Source organism: uncultured Gimesia sp., assembly GCF_963972345.1.
Lineage (GTDB): Bacteria > Planctomycetota > Planctomycetia > Planctomycetales > Planctomycetaceae > Gimesia.
This window is the reverse complement of the sequence record NZ_CAXAVM010000049.1, coordinates 19016-37731: the sequence shown is the minus strand read 5'-3', so window position 1 is coordinate 37731 and position 18716 is coordinate 19016. Positions and strand designations below refer to the sequence as shown.

Sequence of the window (18716 nt, the reverse complement as noted above, 5' to 3'; positions counted from 1 at the left end):
AACACATTCAGAATACGATACACGTCAAGGTGTATTTGGTGGGCCGGTTACGATAATAAAAGCGATACAGTAAAATTTCAAAAAACTATTGCACGACATTTTCAGTAGATGCACCTTATTAAAGGGCATCTCAGACTTATCATCAAGATTTCCCAACATTACTGAATACGAATTTTCCATAAACAAAGAATTTGATTATAAATGAAGTTCCAAGTACTACTAATACTCGCATGTAATAATTAGAAAATTCAATTTTGCTAAGTACTAATAAACTCGAATATTCAAAAAGCCGAAACGAACCATTTGTAATTGCGAATTGAATAAATTGAGTTGTCACAGGTGCATCGGTTGATAAAAAAACAAACCAGCGACAACCAGAAAAATTGAGAAAATAAGTCACTGCCAACGCGACTGCAAATGAGATCGACTCAGAAATCCCTAAATAAAAAAGCCCGAACGCAAGCCCGAGATTCGTGACCAGGCTCACGATAATCAGCATCACGTATCTGACACTCTTGTTATTAATTAAACTGACAATTTGCACTTGAATCTACTTCGGCTTGCAGAAGTCAAAATCAGAATGACCCTCTGTGCAAGGCTTTTGGGCAATCAAGATTAATGATTGTCCTATCGGAGGCCCAATGAATCGATCAATTATTTTAAAAATGGGGAGCATTCGTTTAATTCTTGCTAATTGGCGTGTTGACATGGTGCGTGAAAAATTAGCTTGCTTTCTCAAAATTCTGCTTTTGATAAAATAAGGTATGACGCCAAAAATATTCATGTAATGAATTTTTTTTATCTGCCAGCCAGATTGAAGCGCCTTTTGTTTTAACTCTGACTTGATATAGCGTCTAAAATGAGCTGATGCGATATCAACGCTGCCATAAAGCCAGCGACCAGCCGGCACTTTTATCAATAAATGCCCACCAGGTTGTACCATATTGAAAAATTGATCTAAGAGTCCCTGGTCGTCTTCAACGTGTTCTAAAACATCAAAACAGACAATGGAATCAATGTTTCTGCTCGCGATTTCTTCCATATTTTCATCAAGATCAAACTGTGCGCATTCAACGTGAGGATCGTCCGCAAAACGATGTTGAAGAACTTTCATATTTTCCGGGCTCAAGTCAACAGCAAGAACGTATTCTGCATAAGCCCTTAATTGTTCCGTTGCATTCCCAATTCCACAACCCGCATCTAATACTCTTTTTCCCAGCCAGGGAGCCACCAATTCGATTGACCATTGATAGTATGGTGTTAGTGATTGCATGCGCGAAAGTGCTTCAAGATGCTCCGCCTCCAAGGGAAGTTTCCTGGCCACTTTATCTGAATTATCTGAATTATCTGAATTATCTGTATTAAAATCAGTAGGCATACAGGTTCAATTTCTCTGTTATTCCATCATTTTGGAACTATTTATGATGTGAGTTAGTTCTGACTTCGTTTATCAATCATATCTGCCAAAAGTGCAAAAAAAGTGGTGTTCATACTAAACATTAACAGCATGATGGTTTTATCAGTGATATTCTGCAAAATGAAGACGTCGTAAGTAACTGAGATCATGAAAGCGACGACTTGAATAGCTGCAAACGGGCCAAAAACTTTGAGCGGTGCAAAGTAAACGCCCAAACGAATAATCAGTTGCAAAAAACGAAGTGTGTCTCGAACAGGTTGAATTTTTGATTTGCCTATTCTGCGAGAGTAGTTGATTGGTTCATAATGCACACTGTATTTATTTGTCAGATGCGCCATTGTGATTGTCGTTGTAAAACTGAATCCATCGGGCAAGACACTCAGAAACTTTTCAGCTAAGTTGCGTTTAAAGACGCGCAAACCGGAATTCAAATCGGGAATGTTTCGACCAGCAATCCACGATGCATAATGCTTCAGAAAATACTTTGGGATTTTTCGAAGTGTAGAATACTCTACATTTTCACCTGTCCTTGACCCCACGACCATGTCGTAATCTTTGATGAACGCCAATAAATCACCAATGCGATCATTGGGATAAGTTCCATCGGCATCAGTAATGACGATGGAATCATATTTAGCATGTCGCACGCCGGTTTTTAGAGACGCGCCATACCCCTGATTGGTCTCGTGTTTCAAAATAGTGATTTCCGGATGATGTTCCTGCAGGGACCGCAGTGCAGCACTCGTGCCATCAGTTGAACCATCATCAATCACAATCAGTTCGTGTGGTCCAAAAGTAACCAGAATTCTTTCCAATTCCACAATGGCATCAGGCAGTGCCTGCAGTTCATTATAACAAGGCACAATCACGGTAAATGGATCTGAGACCGAACTGAGTTGAGCTTTTATTTCTGACTTTTCATCTAAGGAAATCATATCCATGATATTGTGACTTCTAAAACTAAGGTATTAAAATTCCTGATTGCAAATACAGATTCATCATTTTTGTTTTAGACGATACGGTATCAATCTGATTTTGGGATTATCAGCCTCAATGATCCAAATCGAACGGTCGTTAAAGTAGCTAATCAGATCTGAATTTTTTTTCGGCTCTAAAATTCGTGCCCAAACGACTTTCGAATTGTCTATATCTGCTTCGTTATAGACCCATTCGTCATGATGGCTGTGATCTCGATTATATTTAACCAGTATCAGGTGTTTTCCTTCAACGCTGTCGAGTTTTTTCGAAATCTGTTGTCTAGCCAAAGCCCAACTCTGTCTGGACGATCCTGGGACAGGTTTCCTATAGTCGGCAAAAGACATGATTGTTGTCAGGGTTGTTAAAATCAGTACGGTTACTGGTAACAATTGGCCAACAAGACGCAAATTTCTTTTCCACTGATAGATATATCTTAAACATTGGATTTGCAACAAAATCAATAAACATCCAATTGGGGCAATGTAATGTGGATGCCCACTTGTACCCTGAGAAACGGCAGCCGTAATGACTAGAAGTGAGATTATAAGAACAAACAAATTCTCACGATTCCTGAAAAAAGCACAGATACCGAAGAAGCATATCAGTACGACAGCGTAAGATCCTGTATAGAGTAAAATAAACCTTAGTAACTTGATCCTTAACTCAACTGGAAATGGTTTGGATTGAATCGCAAACTTTGGATCTGATTGGTTCTCATCCAAATCATAACTATAAATTGTTCGAACGGGTTGTTTTCTGGAAGTGTCTTTATTAACCGAAAATATGAGACCGTCGAGTGTTTTAGAATAGTATTGATCAACCCATACCTTATAAGGAAATGTCAATGCATTTCCTGTCACGCGATAGTTATAATACCCCATCCAGAAAAAAGTGGAAAATAAGATCACAAACATGGGGGCTATTATTCTAGAAACAGCAACTGACCAGCCTGGATTCTGTTTACCAAACAGCCAGCACAAAAGAGCGATAGCAATCGGTACTGCAGCTAAAAGCCCTTCATATGGTCGACTATTAGCGAGTATCGCTAATCCGAGAGCTAAAATAACTGATGTAATAACTCGCGGTTTTTTCATTAAACGCGGGTACGCTCCAAACAAGAGTGCACCTCCTAATAAAGCAACTTGTCCTCCCCAATAACTTTGCCCCCACGTAATCAAAAAAGAAGAATTCAGAGTCGCTAAAAATCCACCGTACACGGCCCATCTTCCAGGCACCCAACCACAAAGCATCCAAAAGATAGCCCCGTTGGCAACTGCCAATGCTATCCAGGAACCGACAATCGGATAACCAAACAAAACTTGGCCAACAGCAAGAAAGGCTCCTTGAGCAGGAGGATACTTCGACTGATATGAGGGCTGCTGGATAATATGAAAACTTTCAAAGTGCTCCCATAAAGGATGTGTTGGGTTTGTTAGTCTGCCTGAAGCAAATGTATCAGCCGAAAGTAAATAAGCAAATTCATCATGAATAATCGGGTAAGGTAAATGAATACATAACCCAAAAAATAATTCCATAACAAAAGTGAGAATTACAAAAAACAAAACTCCTCCTGCCACACTATGAGATAATTTGCGCAATAGGAGCCAGAAAGTATTTACAAATCTTGTAGTCAATTGCTTACAAAATACTGCAATCAGAATTGAACAAAATATGATAATCAGTGGGAAAAATGAATTCATGACAGCTGGTTATCAACAGGACTTTCTACTCAGTAAACGGGAATAAAGCTTTTAATGGAGTGACAGGAAGCCCCACTTCTATTCTGGGGAACTTCAAATAACCTGTAATCAACGAGGGATTGAGAGAATCATTCCGACTAATTCTCCGTCACCGGAAATATTACCTGGGGCTATCGCAACCAGGGCAATATAGTGCAGTTCTTTCTCTGCAAATATTGCCTATTGAACGGGATTAACGAGTTCATACAAAGTGTATCCGTTTGTTAACATCTGTAATAAGATTGTTACGGGCCGGAACGGGTCGCGCTATCTGAGGTCATGCTTTTCATTCAGCATCTACAATCGAGGGGCAAAAATGATGCCAGATGCAGCGCCGGTGGAGATAAACAATAGTCTATTTTGCTGTTGCCGCTGGTTCGTGTGTGTCAAACTCTTGAGTTGTGCTTAAGAAGTAGAAATTAGGGATACATAATTTTTTGAGACTTGTCGAATGCATCTGAAAAGATTCGTCTGTCAGTTTCGGTTTCAGATATTGCAGAGGAGGGAAGACTTTTCTGTCCATTCGGTGTTTCAGCAAATCAAGATTAATGATCCAGAATGGTGATTTGAGATATGTCTCAACCTGTTCATTGTCAATCTTTTGAAAGTAATCCAGCGCATTGTAAGGGGAATTAAACGCCATCATATTGACGCTCATCTGGCAAAGCACATTTAAGAATATTGAACAATACAAGGCAGCCTTCAGAAGGCGCGGTAATAGTGAAGTAGCTGGTTCAAACAGATTGAGTACCGGCAGACTTAGTAGTGGCAACACAAACAACAGGTAGCGTGGTCCGTAGCACCAGTCTCCTCTCCAGTTAATGAAACAGGAATTTATAATGTAAAAGACCAGAAAGACTATTAGTACAAATGAAAACTCAAATGTGTATTTATTCAGAAAACTTCGGAAGCGGAACAGCGAAAATAACAGTAAAGGGAAATACAGAAAGATGCTTTTTTGGCTGTCAAAAAGATACCCATACAATCCATTAAGAGGATTGCCTGACAGGAAATGTCTTTCCTGTTCCCACTGCGCATAGCCGGTGGTGAATGGTCCGCCAAATCGATACCAGTTCGCCCAGCAAACCAGTGTAAGGAGACACGTCAGAAAAATGGCAAACGCAGTCAGGTACTGTTTTAAAGCAGAGATAAAACGGAAGTGAAAACTTTTGTTCTGATCTGATTGAGAGAGTATTTCCGCCCAGAGAATCCAGAAAAATGCAATCGGAACAAGCAGTATGAAGACCAGTTTTTCTAGTACCAGAAGACTGCAGAAAACCAGGATCAACCAGAAATGAGTGCGTGAGTATTTGAGCTTACCCGTCAGTTTCCCATGTTTGAATCTGAGCAGGCTGTAGTACAAACCCAGAAAGAAGAAAAGCTGGAAAATCTCAAAAGTCTGTGCTCTGAGATAGTTCCAGACGAATGTTCCAAACAGGCAGGCGAGGACGTAAATTGCAGTAACTTTTGTTGAGTGGTTAAAATTCAGAGCAATCAAATACAAGTAAACGGCAATGAGCAGAGAGATCAGAATATTATAAAGATTCAAATAGAAAACTCTGGCTTTACGCTGGAACGCGGTCATCTTCTGGACCTCAATAAGTGGCCCTTCTATACTGCGTTCCCACAGCAGTGGAGGTACATATAGAAATGTATTGAGGATTCCATATTTAGGATACCACTGTTCCTTCGCTTCGTTTTCAAAAAAGTATTGTCCGCGTTCACCAAAGTTTTGGGCAATCGATGGATTAACATCAAGGCGACCTGCATTGATTAGCTGTGTGGTTGAATAACGAACGCTAATCGCATCGCCCTGATAAATTATTGCTGGTTGAAAGAGGATCAGGACGAGAGCCACTAAAGAGATCATTACCCAGAAAGATTTTCCCAGGCATGAAGTCATCGGATCTGCAGTTTGATGCGGATTCAGGATTTGAGTGACAGAATTTGAAATAGACACGTTATTTGATGTATGTCATTTGATCTATGTTGTGAAGGAGCTAAGTTGATGCAGTCAAATTCTTTAAAAAAATGTGAAATCAACTGAGACGAAATTAAGTTGCAAGCTCAGTATGGGCAAATTCTGTACCAGTATCCTGGATGGAGATCAAGTAGCAGCCAGTCCCCTTGCCAGTTGTTCGTTCCAGGGGGAAAGCCATTTTTTCTGAACTGATGTCTTAACAACATATATTATCGTTGGTACAAAAACGCACTATGATGCTCTTAAAATCTAAGCACGCCTACTGACGCTCGGAGACGCTCGCGTCATCTATGGCTGTTATTTCTTAAAGGGTACATATTTTGCTCTGCTCTATTGCTTTCTGTGGATATGACCAAAAAAACTGTTTGAACAATTGAGCAATAATGTATTCTCGTGAATTTCAGTCGGTAATATTTAGATCTGTAATCAGGTATTGCAACGCGACAGGGGCTGGGCACACTGGAATTTGGTTTGGGCTTTACTGTTTTTAAGGCAAATTATCTTTCCGTTCTGGGATATATCCTGTTTTAACTGGTTGTGGGTATTTATTGCCTGACGTATCTTCAGTTCATAATTTCGACTGCAAAGGCTCCGCCAGAGAAGATTAAGTCTTATGCTTCGGAGTTTTAATAAGCTGGCTCACTATTGTGGCTAGTGAAACTGTTTCCGGTCCGCAGCAAAATGAGTTCTGTCATTTACAAAAAAAAGAAATCAACTGAAAACAGGTAAATAGCATTGTGATACAGCGATCTCTTTCTTCCAAACAGAAATTGTCTCATTATCTGCTGATGATCCTGCTGATTCTATTTGCCGTACTCTGCAGCGCGCGGCTGACTGAACTCATCATGTATAACCCCGATAGCGCCGACTATGTAATTATGGCCCGGGGACTGATTACTGATTTTGAATATCGAAAGGTTTATTCTCTAGGAGAGCCATACTTTACATTACGCCCCCCGGGAATGTCTCTCCTGCTTATTCCCGCGGCTTTGATTGCGCCCTACAATGTCATCACGGCTAAAGTTACGGTCTTGATCACCGCTGTCCTGATGCTGATCTTGTTTTATGGACTGATGTGCCGATTAAAAGACTCAGGCTCTGCACCTGAGCTCCCGCAGCAAAATCGAATTCACTGGCCTGAACTTCTGCTGGCGCTTCTGTTGGCGACGAATCCTTATATTCTGTTGTATTCCACACTGCTGATGAGCGAGGTGCCTTTCATTGCGTGCACTCTGGCGGTTTTGTACCTGGTAACCTGTCAGGACACAGAAACAATATCGAAGCGACAGCTGTTTCTGCTTACCGGCCTGTTGATGTTTCTCCCCTTGCTGCGAACCATCGGAATCAGCCTGGTCCTGGCTCTGGGATTATGGTCCATCTTGAATCGAAAACGCTGGCCTTATCTCATCAGCGTGTTCTGCTCCCTGGGGGTGACAGCGGCCTGGATGTTCCGCAACAGTGCTCATCAATCAGTCAGTTATTCTTCTGTGCTGATTGATGAATACAAAAAAGTCGGATTACCGGGAATGCTGGTAAGTATGGTCAATCGTTTGTTAACTCACTTCGAGGGATTATGTCAGAAAATCATACCTGGCATGCCCGGCGAGTTTCCGGAATATGAACGTGTGGTTTTGAATGACAATTTTGTCCTTCCGGGACCACCGGTGATTTATTTGCTGGTAAGTCTACTTGTCATGTCCATTTCCGTGTATGGAATGCAGAGAAAATGGAACAGGGGAGGCGCTGTCAGTTTTTATTATATACTGTTTACTTTTTTAATACTGTCCATCTGGCCGTGGTTGCAATTGCGTTTCACTTTGCCTCTTCTGCCCGTTCTGCTGGCCTATCTGCCTTCGGGAATAACTGCATTTGGGGCCAATGCCAAAGCGCTCGCTGTACGGGGACAACAGGTCCTGGCCGGGGCACTGATACTCGGGTGTGTCCTGCTGGGAATCTCACAAATCAGTACTGATCTGCGGATGGTTTACGCCAATCAGAAATTGATTTCCATGGGAGAGTCGTTCTACGAGACCGAATACCCCGGGCATAATTTCTGCAATTTCGTCGCTGCCGGCAGGTGGATACGAGAGCATTCAGAACCTGCAGATCGCGTATTGACACGACGGACCGATACGGCCCTCAGTTCGCATCGATTCCAGTCCCTGGCACACCTGGAGCAATATAATGTAGAACAACTTCATAAACTGATTCAATCATTCTCAGCGAAGTACCTGGTATCTTATGACCGCAACTATGTGAGCGGATTTAAATGGTATCTACTCGATTCTGATCCTGTTTACAGACTGACCCCCGTGTATACACAGGAGGGAGTCATGGTAATTGAAGTGCAGCCGAACTATGAAGGAACGGTGCGGCATCAATACTGGCGTGAAGAAGAGTCCATGGAAATTGCCCGAAAAGCGTATGAGAAAAACCCGGATCAGCTTTGGTGTCAGATTGGATATCTTGAGCAGCTTCAGTCTGTACGGAAATATCAGGAAGCGATTAAACTGGCTGAATCCCTTCAGGAAAATCAGATACAAGACGTTCGCATTGTCACTTTGCTGGGTTGGTCCTACGCTGGAAATAAGCAGTATCAACGTGCAATGGATGAGTTCAAAAAAGCATCTTTGCTGCCCAATGCCAAACAGCATCGAAGTACGATTCAACGAGGGTATCAATATGCACAACATATGTCCGCGCTGAAAAATGAATCTGAAAAGTCTGAGACCGAGAATCGTCCCGAGAAAAATCTGCAGATCGCAGAGAACTACTGGAAACTGGCACGGTACGAGCAGGCGATGAAAAATGTGCAGAAGGTACTGGCGTCTCCAGCAGCAACGGAACAAGTCAGGGACACTGCCCGGATACTCGCGGCGCGCCTGTATTTGCGGGACGGTCAATCAGCCCAGGCGCTTTCAGAGTTGAAGAAAATCAAAGACTCTGAAAACAAAACGTCGTCGACCCTGGTGAGTCTGATTCAACAGGAGCAGTACCTGAATGAGTATTTTGCAGGACAAGGCAAGTCGCAGGAATTTCAAAATCAACGGTTGGAATCGGGAATTCGAGAATCTCTATTGAAACTGGTTGCCATTTACGAATCGGAGGGCGTACCCGGGAAAGCACTCAGACTGCTGGAACGCGCACATGAACTGGACCCGAATGATTCAGAAATCCGCAAGCAACTGGCGAAATTCCAGCTGTTCTATCAGCAGTTTTCCCAGGCTGAAGAAAACTACCTGATATTGAAACAAGAGTTTCCGGAAGATCAGGATATTCAGGACAGTCTCTCGAAAATCGAACAGATCAAAGTGCTTCCCCGTTTCTGAAGAAATTTGAGCTGGAAATTCCACCCTTTCTGTTTCGCCCGAAGCGTTCAACCAGCAGAACCGGCTGCGGACAAACACGCTGTTCCGGCAGATGACGGAATCCATTCCGCATCATATATTAAGTTTTAATGATGTGATTTCCTGAAACGCACCTTTGATATTTTGATAAAACCCGCGTTTTGCAGGAAATGAATTCTGGCGAAACAGCTGCAATTATGCGAGACTGAATGCAGCGGGGTCATTATCAGCTTATTCTCTCAATGTATGAATTCTCTCAACGCGTGATTTCTCTCTCTGGTTTGCGGACCTGATTTTTTGCAGGCATTCAGCAGCATTGCAGCGTAAGTGATATGTCTGCAGCCAGACCACGGGCAGTGGAATAAGGGGATCTGTACGAAATCCGATTGAGTAAGCTTCCTGAAAGAGTTCCGGGGGTGATCTCCGGTGATCAATAAAAAACTGTAACTTATGGAGATACGATGATGCATCAAATGAAATTATTGTTGCTGTTTTTGATCTGGGGAGGTGTGTCGGTTTCTGCTGCAGAGACTGATTCTGATAAGCCCGCACCCTCTGCAGATGAGACAGCGATTCGAGCCGCCATTGATTCGTACAAAGCGGCATTTGACAAAGGGGATGCCAAAGCCGTTGCCGCGCACTGGACTCCCACAGGGGAATTTGTGACACCGGAAGGTGAAACATTATCGGGGCAGGGTGCTCTGGAAAAAAACTTTACCGAATATTTCAAAGCGACCCCTGATGCGAAAATTGAACTGGACAGCGTAGGAATTGAGTTCCTGTCTCCCGGTGTCGCCATTGAGGAGGGAGTCGCTCGAGTACTGGTGCCCGACAAAGAACCGGAGCTGACAGAATACGCGGCAGTTCATGTCAAAACGCCTGCCGGCTGGAAGCTGGATAGCGTTAAGGAAACGGAAGTCATCGTGCCTCAATCGCATTACGAACAGCTCAAACCTCTGGAATGGATGATTGGGACCTGGGTCGATGCCGGCGATGACTCGACGATAGAAACCGTCTGCAGTTGGACGAAAAACAGAAATTTCATGACCCGTTCTTTCAAAGTGCATATTGAAGATCGTGTGGAAATGGAAGGAACCCAGGTCATTGGCTGGGATCCGGATAAGCAGACCGTTCGCAGCTGGCTGTTCGATTCAGAAGGCGGCTTCGGAGTAGGTATCTGGTCACAGAAAGAGAACCAGTGGACGATTCGCACACTGCAGGTCCTGGCGAATGGTGAAAAAGCCTCTGGCATCAATATCATGACAAAAGTAGATGACGATAAGTTTACATTTCGTTCCATCGGACGTGAAATTGATGGTATCCTGCTTCCCGGAATCGAAGAAATTACAGTCGTGCGTCAGCCATAATCACTGCGTCAGCAGCAGCCGGTTGATCCAGGTATTTTATTATTAAAAGGTGAGACAATTATGAAAACTCCCTGTATTGCAATACTGGTGGGACTACTGTCCCTCTCTCTGATATCAGAAGACATCTATGCCCGTGGCGGCCGCGGAGGCGGGGGCGGAGGAGGAGCCCGCGGCGGTGGTGGCGGAGGCGGTCGTAGTTTCGGCGGCGGTGGTGGTGGCGGTCACAGCTTCGGAGGAGGGGGAGGCCACAGTCCTTCGATGAGCAGGCCTTCCACTTCCAGGCCAACCAGCAGGCCCAGTGGTGGAAGTCGTCCGAATCTCAATAACCGGCCTTCCGGCGGGAGCCGTCCGGATTTGGGCAATCGTCCCGGTGGCGGGAACCGGCCGAACTTTGGGAATAATTCCGGTGGTGGTAATCGCCCGAACCTGGGGAATCGTCCCGGGAATAATACGCGACCGGGAAATGGAAATCGTCCTGATTTCGGCAGCCGTCCCAGCCAGGGGCAACTGCAGGATTTTCTGCATCTGCCGGGCAACAGCGGTTCGGATAATCGCCCCGGAGCAGGGAATCGTCCTGAGATCGGAAATGGTTCCAATATTGTGAATCGGCCCGGTTCTGGCAATCGGCCCGACATCGGCAATCGACCTGGAAACGGGAATCGACCCGATATCGTAAACCGTCCAGGAGATGGGAACCGTCCCGGTAACGTGATCCGACCCGGTAATGGCAATCGGCCTGATGTCGTCAATCGTCCTGGCAGCGGCGATCGCAATAACGTCAACATCAGAAATAATCGAGGGCCCCGTAAAAATGATATTTCGATCAATCAGATCAATCAGAACAACGTCCGCGTTGGAAATAACGTCAGGAACAACTGGAACGGCCGTCATGTGAATGCGTTTAACCGTTCATGGTGGTCGAACCGTCCTGGCTGGAACAGTTCTTCCTGGCGTTTTCAGCATGGCTGGGGACGTTATCCTGCGGGTTACTGGTGGCGACCTGTGACAGCCGTCGCGATGACAGGCTGGTTTACCGGCTGGTGGAATACTCCCTCCTATTATGACTATGGTGAGAATATCTACTACCAGGATAACTCGGTGTATTATGGCGATCAGCCGGTTGCGACCGCTGACGAATATTATCAGCAGGCTGTCACTCTCGCAGACTCGGTTCCTGAAAATGCTCCTGCAGATGACAAGAGCGACTGGATGCCGCTGGGAGTGTATGCCATTACGAATGCGGATTCCGAAGAGACCAACATGATTTTACAGTTGGCCGTCAGTAAGGAAGGCGTCATTGCCGGCACCTTCTATAACGATATTACGCAGGTCTCTCATCCAGTGGAAGGCATGGTTGAGAAGGAGAATCAACGGGCATCGTGGCATTTCTCAGATGGTTCCAATCCCAATCTGGTGATGGAGACAGGGATCTACAATCTGACGAAAGACCAGACTGATGTACTGGTACACTTCAATGCAGAAAAGACCCAGACCTGGATGCTGGTGCGGTTGCCGGAACCGGAAGGTGATGGAAACAAAACCAACTGATTGAGTTTTCTCAGCAGCATTTGACTATTCAAACGGAGGATCTGAATTCGCTCAGATCCTCCGTTTTTTAATGATACGTACAATTACTTTGTCTGTGTGGACGGTTGCTCATTTTTAAGAGACTGAAACAGGTCCAGTAAAGTTGTGACGATTTTTGTCGAAGCATCTTTTTCCACAAAATTGGTACCCAGCCACGTTTCATAACCACCCCAGCGATGCTGTTCGGGTGTTGGTAAGTAGCCGAAAGATCCATTTGCCAGTTCGATCGTGAAGGTTTCGGCAAACGGGCTGCGGTCTTTGAGTTCCAGTCCGGTTTCCGTAAACGTTTCGAATGGGATCGCAGTGATGCCCAGGTCGCCAATGCGAATGGCCTGAAGGGGGATTTGAATCTCATCAGGCGCGTCTTTCAGGCCGGCGATACGTTCGGCATAGATTTCTTCTCGTGAGTGACGAGTCTGCGACTTGTCTTTGGGTGCCGACGTGACTTTGGCAAAATGTTCCAGCATTTCCGGCGTCGGTTTTCTGAGTTTCAAAGGCAGGCTGGCGGTTGCTGCACCCAGGGGAACCCAGTCATGGAAAGTGATCTTCTGATGTGCTTCCTGAACGCGACTGGCCACCTTTTCCGCTACTTCCTGCATTTTTTCGTACTGTTTGTAGCGACGCCCGTTCTTCTCGGTGAAATTGATATTGTTGACATCCCCACTGGTTCCATTGGACAGAATTCCGACAAAGGGCGGATATTGGTTTTCTGCATTCAGCTTTCTGGTAATGATGCGGGCAAAGTAACCAAAGTAATCCGCTGAAATTTCACCGGAACGAACTCCACCCACATAGTGCAGTGAGTAATTGGCAAGCAGGGCAATGGGGCGTTGATCCAGACTCTGGATCGAGATAAAGCTGATCTCTGGATCGGTAGGTCCCGCGGGACGGTCGAGTGCTTTATGAGCGCGCGGTGGATTCATGCGTACGCGATCAATGCCTCCAAACGGGTTGGTCAGCAGGCTCGTATCGTTCACAAACCAGCGGCGATTATGCACTTCGGACGGTTCATCAACTTTGCCCCAGCCGATGCGGGCGGGTTCCAGTTGAAATAATGCCCGCTGAATACTATCGGCAATTCGGTTTGCCAGGAACTTCTGGTATTCGGTCAGCTCTGTTTCACGAATGACCTTCGATGGCCCGCGTGCCGTCGTAGCAGAATGGGTGTGAGTCGACGCCAGCAGCATGTGAGATTTGGGGATGCCGGTTGCTTTGTGAGCCTGTTCCTTTGCCAGATCAAATACGGACTCCGGGATGCCGACATTATCGCATAATACGATGGCCAGTCGGGTCTGCCCGTCATCGAGTACGATACTTCGTGCGTGTAATTCGTCATGAACCTGAGTGGCAGGGATTGGTTTCCAGCCTCCCACGATCAATTGCCCCAGGGGAGGAGTAATATTGCTGGTCGCAGCACCAGCTTTCAGGACGCCCTTTTTATCAGAAGCAAAACCGGCAGTGGTGGTCAAGCAGAACAGGGTCAGCAGAAGAATGAACGCGTTAAGTTTTAAGCAATATTTTAGCATGGTGCCTCTTTCATTGAATCAGGTGATACGGGAGACCGGATTCAGTCTGCCGCAAGTTTGAAGTAAGCGGGAAGGTTGGTGGTTCGTACAATCTTGTGAGATTCGCAGCTCTCATGATTATACTGAGTTTCATTCTAAACAACCGGGAATCGGCTTGCCAGATTCAAGCCTGATTAGTTCCGGCTCAGGCAGGGAATCTGATCGTGGAAACAAAGTGCTTGTGTTTTACCAGCCTGGAATGCAGAATAAGATTCAAAGCTTAACCCTCCTGCCAGACAGATAGGATAAACGATGTACCATTACAGACTGTTTTCTGTTCTCTGTTTCCTGTTGTGCCTTCCGATTCCGTTACTGGCTGAAGCAACACTGCTCATTCAGGACGGTCAGCCCCGGGCGGAAATCGTGATTTCCACAAGCCCCTCCCGCACAACGAGCCTGGCGGCGCAGGAATTGCAGACTTACCTGGAAAAAATATCAGGTGCGAAATTGCAGGTCGTGGATCAGCCAACCTCGGAGTATCCGGTCAAAATTTACGTGGGAGGCAGCGCGGAAACTCAAAGGCTGGGAATCTCTGCTGATGGTTTGAAATATGGAGCCTATCGCATTGTTTCCGGTAAGAACTGGCTGACACTGATTGGCGATGATACCGATTTTATACCCATCGAACCCTGGCCGCGCAGTAACAATGATATCGCCAGCGGAAAAATGCAGGCTGCCTGGGATGAAATTACGGGTGAGCATTGGGGGTATCCCCATTCCCAGATGCGCAAGCACTACATGGGGCCTGCCAGCCTGTTCGGCACGCCTCAGGAGCAGAAGGTTGACAAGAACGGCAATGTCAATGTCTGGGGCTTCGATGAACGCGGCTCTTTTAATGCCGTCTGCGGGTATCTGAGAAGTCTGGGTGTGCGCTGGTATCTGCCTGGCGAATCAGGAGAAATTGTACCGGAACTCAAGACGATCCCTCTGCCCGAGATCGATCAGGTTGTTGAACCTGATTTTCCTCTGCGCACGTTAAACTTCCGGTTCGGCGTTTATGGTCGGGATGCGGCCATGTGGGGGATGCGGTTGGGACTTCGCCAACCTTATGGCAGGCAGGCAGCACATGGGCTGGATCATATGACCCACAATGACTATACATTAAAAAACCATCCGGAATGGTTTGCCCTGTATGGAGACCAGCGGGATACTCAGTCGGGAAAACGCCTGAATCAGTTGTGCTATTCGAATGAGGAACTCTTTCAGGAGACGGTGCGTTATGTACGTGCCCAGTTTGATCACTTCAAAATGGACGAAGTTTCGGTCATGCCGCCGGATGGGTATACGGCGATCTGTCAGTGTGAATTATGTAAAGGCAAGGATACACCGGAGCGAGGTTATCGTGGTGCTTTTTCGGATTATGTCTGGGAATTTGTGAACCGTGTTGCGAAGGAAGTTCGCAAAACACATCCCGAAAAACGGATTTCCAATTGCGCGTATGGAACATATACGCAACCCCCTCTGAAGATTGACAAACTGGAACCCAACCTGCAGGTGATCATCGTCGGCGGACGCAGACCAACGAGCGAGTCCCGCGACGAGATTACGCAATTGCGCCGGGACTGGGCGAAGAAGACGGATCGACCTGTCATTATCTTTGAGAACTATCCGTTCACCGGCCGTGGTTTCTACCTGCCTGCATATATTCCTCAAGTATTAGGTGAGAGTATTAATGCAACCAAAGGAAGTTCACAGGGTGAAGATATCTGGCTGACAATGGATTTTGGTGAGAATGCCATCGGCTATAACCATTTCCTCATTTACTTCACAGCGCGAATGTACTGGGGAGGCAAGGATCAGGATGCGGCGGAACTGTTTAACGAGTACTGCCAGTTGTTTTATGGACCGGCTGCGCCCGCGATGCGCGAATTCTTTTCGTACTGTGAAAATCACTGGCGGGAAATGGAAAAGGATGGCGGAAAAGCAGAGCAGGCACTGGCTTTGTTTGACACTGCCAAAGCCAAAGTGGATGAATCGTCTGTGTATGGTCAGCGGATTCGATTGATTGATCTCTATCTGAACGGATTGCGAAATAAGAGCAGGCAGCTGGCACAGAAGCGGGGCCCCGTGCCAATCCTGAGACTGGTGGGAGATCCCCGCGGAGAGATTCGGATCGATGGCAAACTGGATGACAATCTCTGGAAGAAAATTCCGACCGCTTCAACGGGACAGTTGCGCGAACTGCAGACGGGCCGACAACCTGTCTATGGTACATCGATCAAGAGCTGCTGGGTTGGCAGAGATCTGTATTTTGCGATTCGCTGTGAAGAAGCATCGGGTGAAAAGCCCATCAGCACGACTGCGAAAAACGGAGATCAGGCCATCTGGTATGGTGATGCGGTTGAAATTCTGCTGAATACGGAATCACACAGTTATTATCAGCTCGCTGTCAACCCGGCGGGAGCACTGATTGATCTGGATCGCGGTGCAGATAGAAACAACTGGTTCCGCTGGGATTCCCAGGCGGAAGTCGCGACACAGATTGGCGATGGATACTGGACAGCCGAGATCCGCATCCCTGTCGTCCAGGATGAAAACGATCCGCTGCACCAGGTGATCGGTCACAGACCGACTCAGAGTCTCCCCTGGTATATCAATGTCTGTCGCCAGCGGATTCGTGAAAATGGTTCTGAGTATTCTGCATTTGCCCCCACAGGAACAGCCAGTTTCCATGAGCCAATGAAATTTGCCCATTTTTATCGAGGGTTATCTCATCAGTTTCCGGCAGATGAAAGTGTGACTGATTTTCTGATCGCCGAAAAGGCAGCAAATCAACTGCTGCGAAAACGAAAGTATCAGGCTGCCGAGGTGGCTTATATTGCGTTGAGCGAAGACAAAAACATCACGCAAATCCAGAAATCGACTGCGCTGGAGAAAGCAGCCGAGTGTGCGCGGGCATCGAAAGATTATGAACGTGCAAGCCAACTGGCAGAGCTGATTCCGGAAAAGTCAATTGCCAAAACCGTCCAGATGGAGAACCTCCTGAGCCAGAGAAACTACCAGGCCGTGATTGATCAGTATGGAACTGAAGATCTGGCTCAGTGGCCATTCTGGCAGACAGGAGCAGGAGCCTATGCCCGGGCTCGCGCATATTATGGTTTGAAAAACGGTATGAAGGCTGAAGCAGACCTGAATCAGGCCCTGAAATTAACGGCTGATTCCAGGCTCAAAGCGAGTATTCTGGTCATGCTTGGCAATAATCGGGAAATGAATCTGCAGAACGACAAAACAGCGTTGGATGCCTATCAGCAGAACTTGCTTGCTGCGGGACGTATCGGATCTGCAGATCAGTTTCGTTCCGTTCAGGGAGCCGTCCGAATCCTAATACGGGAACAGAAATACCAGGAAGCATTCAAAGTCCTGGAGCTTGTGAAGATCGACGACCTTACTGGATTCTGGCGTCACGAGATGCTGCTGTTACAGGCGCAGGTATTCGCTGCGTCTGATCAACGTGATCAGGCAGTGAGAGTCTATCGGGGTCTTCTGAAAGATTCATCGGTGTCTGACGGCCATCGACGCGCGGCGGAATCTGCCCTGACCGAACTGACCCCGAAATAGTTGCAACTTATCTGGATCAGATCGGCCTTGAGACAGCTTCACAAACTCGGGAATCCCATCCCGGTTTAATATCCTGCCAGACTGGTCGGGCTCTCTTTCTTGATTAACCTGCCGATTTCTGTGAATTCGGTACTGAGCAGTTCCAGGATATCATCCAGAGTCAGCACGCCGATCAGTTTTCCTTCATCATCGACTACCGGAAGTCTGCGAAAACCGCCTGCTCTCATTTTTGAAAGCGCGATTTCAATGGGCGTCTCTTCGCTGACGTTATCCGGGAACCTGGTCATGATATCAGAGACCAGGGTCTCAATGGGGTCTCGTGCTTTTCCGACAATCCGTAATGCCAGATCGCGATCTGTGATCATCCCAATGGGATGTTTTTCTTCATCCAGCACAATCAGAGTCCCGACATTACGGGAATTCATCCGTTCTGCAGCGACCTGGACTGATTCATCGGTATCTACCAGATCAACTTCTCTTGAGCAAATACGACCGACTGTCATGATTTATCTCCTTTTCTGATTGTTGAAGTTGCAGATGAATACCAGATGGGCAGGCATTGAAGCCGTTCCCCCTTACTGTATTCCAACTTATACGCTCAGGCACAGGATGTAAATACCGTTTGAATGGTGAATGAACCGACTGCTTTTATAGGGGATATCCCTATCCATGAATCACAATCCCCCCTGATTTCTTTCCTGGCGCGAGAATTTATATTCTGATAAGAGAGTGATGTATGTCTTATCTCTATTAAACGAACTCGATCAGAAAAGGAGTGCATGATGACAATGGTAGCAGAACGGCAGATGGAACATATTGGCGAAACAAAAGGATGTGCAGATCATGATCACGATATGATTCATGAATTGAGTAAGAGGCTGGATGCACTATGGCGCTGCGATCAATATATCGCCAATGCGGGCGGTCACGCAGAATTGAAACGCTTCTGGAAAGATATTAAGACTCAGGAAGAAGCAAATATCGCTCGGCTGAAAGAGATTCTGGCAAAGCACATCCAGAACGACTGCTTCTAAACAGTTTAAACTGTGTCCCGTTGTACTGGAGCGTCTCCAGGGGCAGAGAGATCGAGTGCCATCGATTGAGAGACGCTATGGTGAACTGTGATGCGCTTCAGCAGGGGCAGAGAAGGAAAGTTTGTCAGATCCAGACACAGGAC

General features: G+C 46.3%; 11 protein-coding genes. 5 read left to right on the top strand and 6 right to left on the bottom strand.

Annotated features, from left to right (window positions below; genetic code table 11):
• Positions 1–550: 550 nt before the first annotated feature.
• From AACZ40_RS10780 to AACZ40_RS10765, 4 genes are all read right to left on the bottom strand, one after another.
• Positions 551–1378 (bottom strand): methyltransferase domain-containing protein, encoded by an 828-nt coding sequence (locus AACZ40_RS10780; RefSeq protein WP_291169147.1) that lies wholly within the window; start codon positions 1376–1378, stop codon positions 551–553.
• A gap of 53 nt (positions 1379–1431) precedes the next feature.
• Positions 1432–2358, bottom strand: coding sequence for a glycosyltransferase family 2 protein (locus tag AACZ40_RS10775; RefSeq protein ID WP_291169144.1), 927 nt, complete (start codon positions 2356–2358; stop codon positions 1432–1434).
• Positions 2359–2415: 57 nt separating this feature from the next.
• On the bottom strand, positions 2416–3957 hold the full coding sequence (locus AACZ40_RS10770; RefSeq protein WP_339674413.1) for a hypothetical protein: 1542 nt from the start codon (positions 3955–3957) through the stop codon (positions 2416–2418).
• Positions 3958–4489: 532 nt separating this feature from the next.
• The gene (locus tag AACZ40_RS10765) at positions 4490–6004 is read right to left on the bottom strand and encodes a hypothetical protein (protein ID WP_291169140.1); all 1515 of its coding nucleotides are present in this window, start codon (positions 6002–6004) and stop codon (positions 4490–4492) included.
• Positions 6005–6852: 848 nt separating this feature from the next.
• Between AACZ40_RS10765 and AACZ40_RS10760 the strand changes: the two genes are divergently transcribed.
• The 3 genes from AACZ40_RS10760 to AACZ40_RS10750 all read left to right on the top strand — a co-directional run bounded on the left by AACZ40_RS10760 (position 6853) and on the right by AACZ40_RS10750 (position 12377).
• Positions 6853–9444 carry a tetratricopeptide repeat protein gene (locus AACZ40_RS10760; RefSeq protein WP_291169138.1) on the top strand — a complete coding sequence of 864 codons (2592 nt, stop codon included), beginning with the start codon at positions 6853–6855 and terminating at the stop codon, positions 9442–9444.
• A 479-nt stretch (positions 9445–9923) separates the two neighbouring features.
• Positions 9924–10829 (top strand): SgcJ/EcaC family oxidoreductase, encoded by a 906-nt coding sequence (locus AACZ40_RS10755; protein ID WP_339674411.1) that lies wholly within the window; start codon positions 9924–9926, stop codon positions 10827–10829.
• A 60-nt stretch (positions 10830–10889) separates the two neighbouring features.
• On the top strand, positions 10890–12377 hold the full coding sequence (locus tag AACZ40_RS10750) for a hypothetical protein (protein WP_291169132.1): 1488 nt from the start codon (positions 10890–10892) through the stop codon (positions 12375–12377).
• Between the two features lie 83 nt (positions 12378–12460).
• On the opposite strand, the gene AACZ40_RS10745 is transcribed toward AACZ40_RS10750, so the two are convergent.
• Positions 12461–13942 carry a neutral/alkaline non-lysosomal ceramidase N-terminal domain-containing protein gene (locus tag AACZ40_RS10745; RefSeq protein ID WP_291169129.1) on the bottom strand — a complete coding sequence of 494 codons (1482 nt, stop codon included), beginning with the start codon at positions 13940–13942 and terminating at the stop codon, positions 12461–12463.
• Positions 13943–14233: 291 nt separating this feature from the next.
• Between AACZ40_RS10745 and AACZ40_RS10740 the strand changes: the two genes are divergently transcribed.
• On the top strand, positions 14234–17539 hold the full coding sequence (locus AACZ40_RS10740; protein ID WP_291169128.1) for a DUF4838 domain-containing protein: 3306 nt from the start codon (positions 14234–14236) through the stop codon (positions 17537–17539).
• 65 nt (positions 17540–17604) lie between these two features.
• Here the strand turns inward: AACZ40_RS10740 and AACZ40_RS10735 are convergent, their stop codons facing one another.
• Complete coding sequence (locus AACZ40_RS10735; protein WP_291169126.1) at positions 17605–18042, bottom strand: CBS domain-containing protein; 438 nt, start codon at positions 18040–18042, stop codon at positions 17605–17607.
• Between the two features lie 276 nt (positions 18043–18318).
• On the opposite strand from AACZ40_RS10735, the gene AACZ40_RS10730 reads away from it, so the two are divergent.
• Positions 18319–18573: a hypothetical protein gene (locus AACZ40_RS10730; protein WP_291169124.1), complete on the top strand. Its 255-nt coding sequence runs from the start codon at positions 18319–18321 to the stop codon at positions 18571–18573.
• Positions 18574–18716 lie beyond the last annotated feature (143 nt).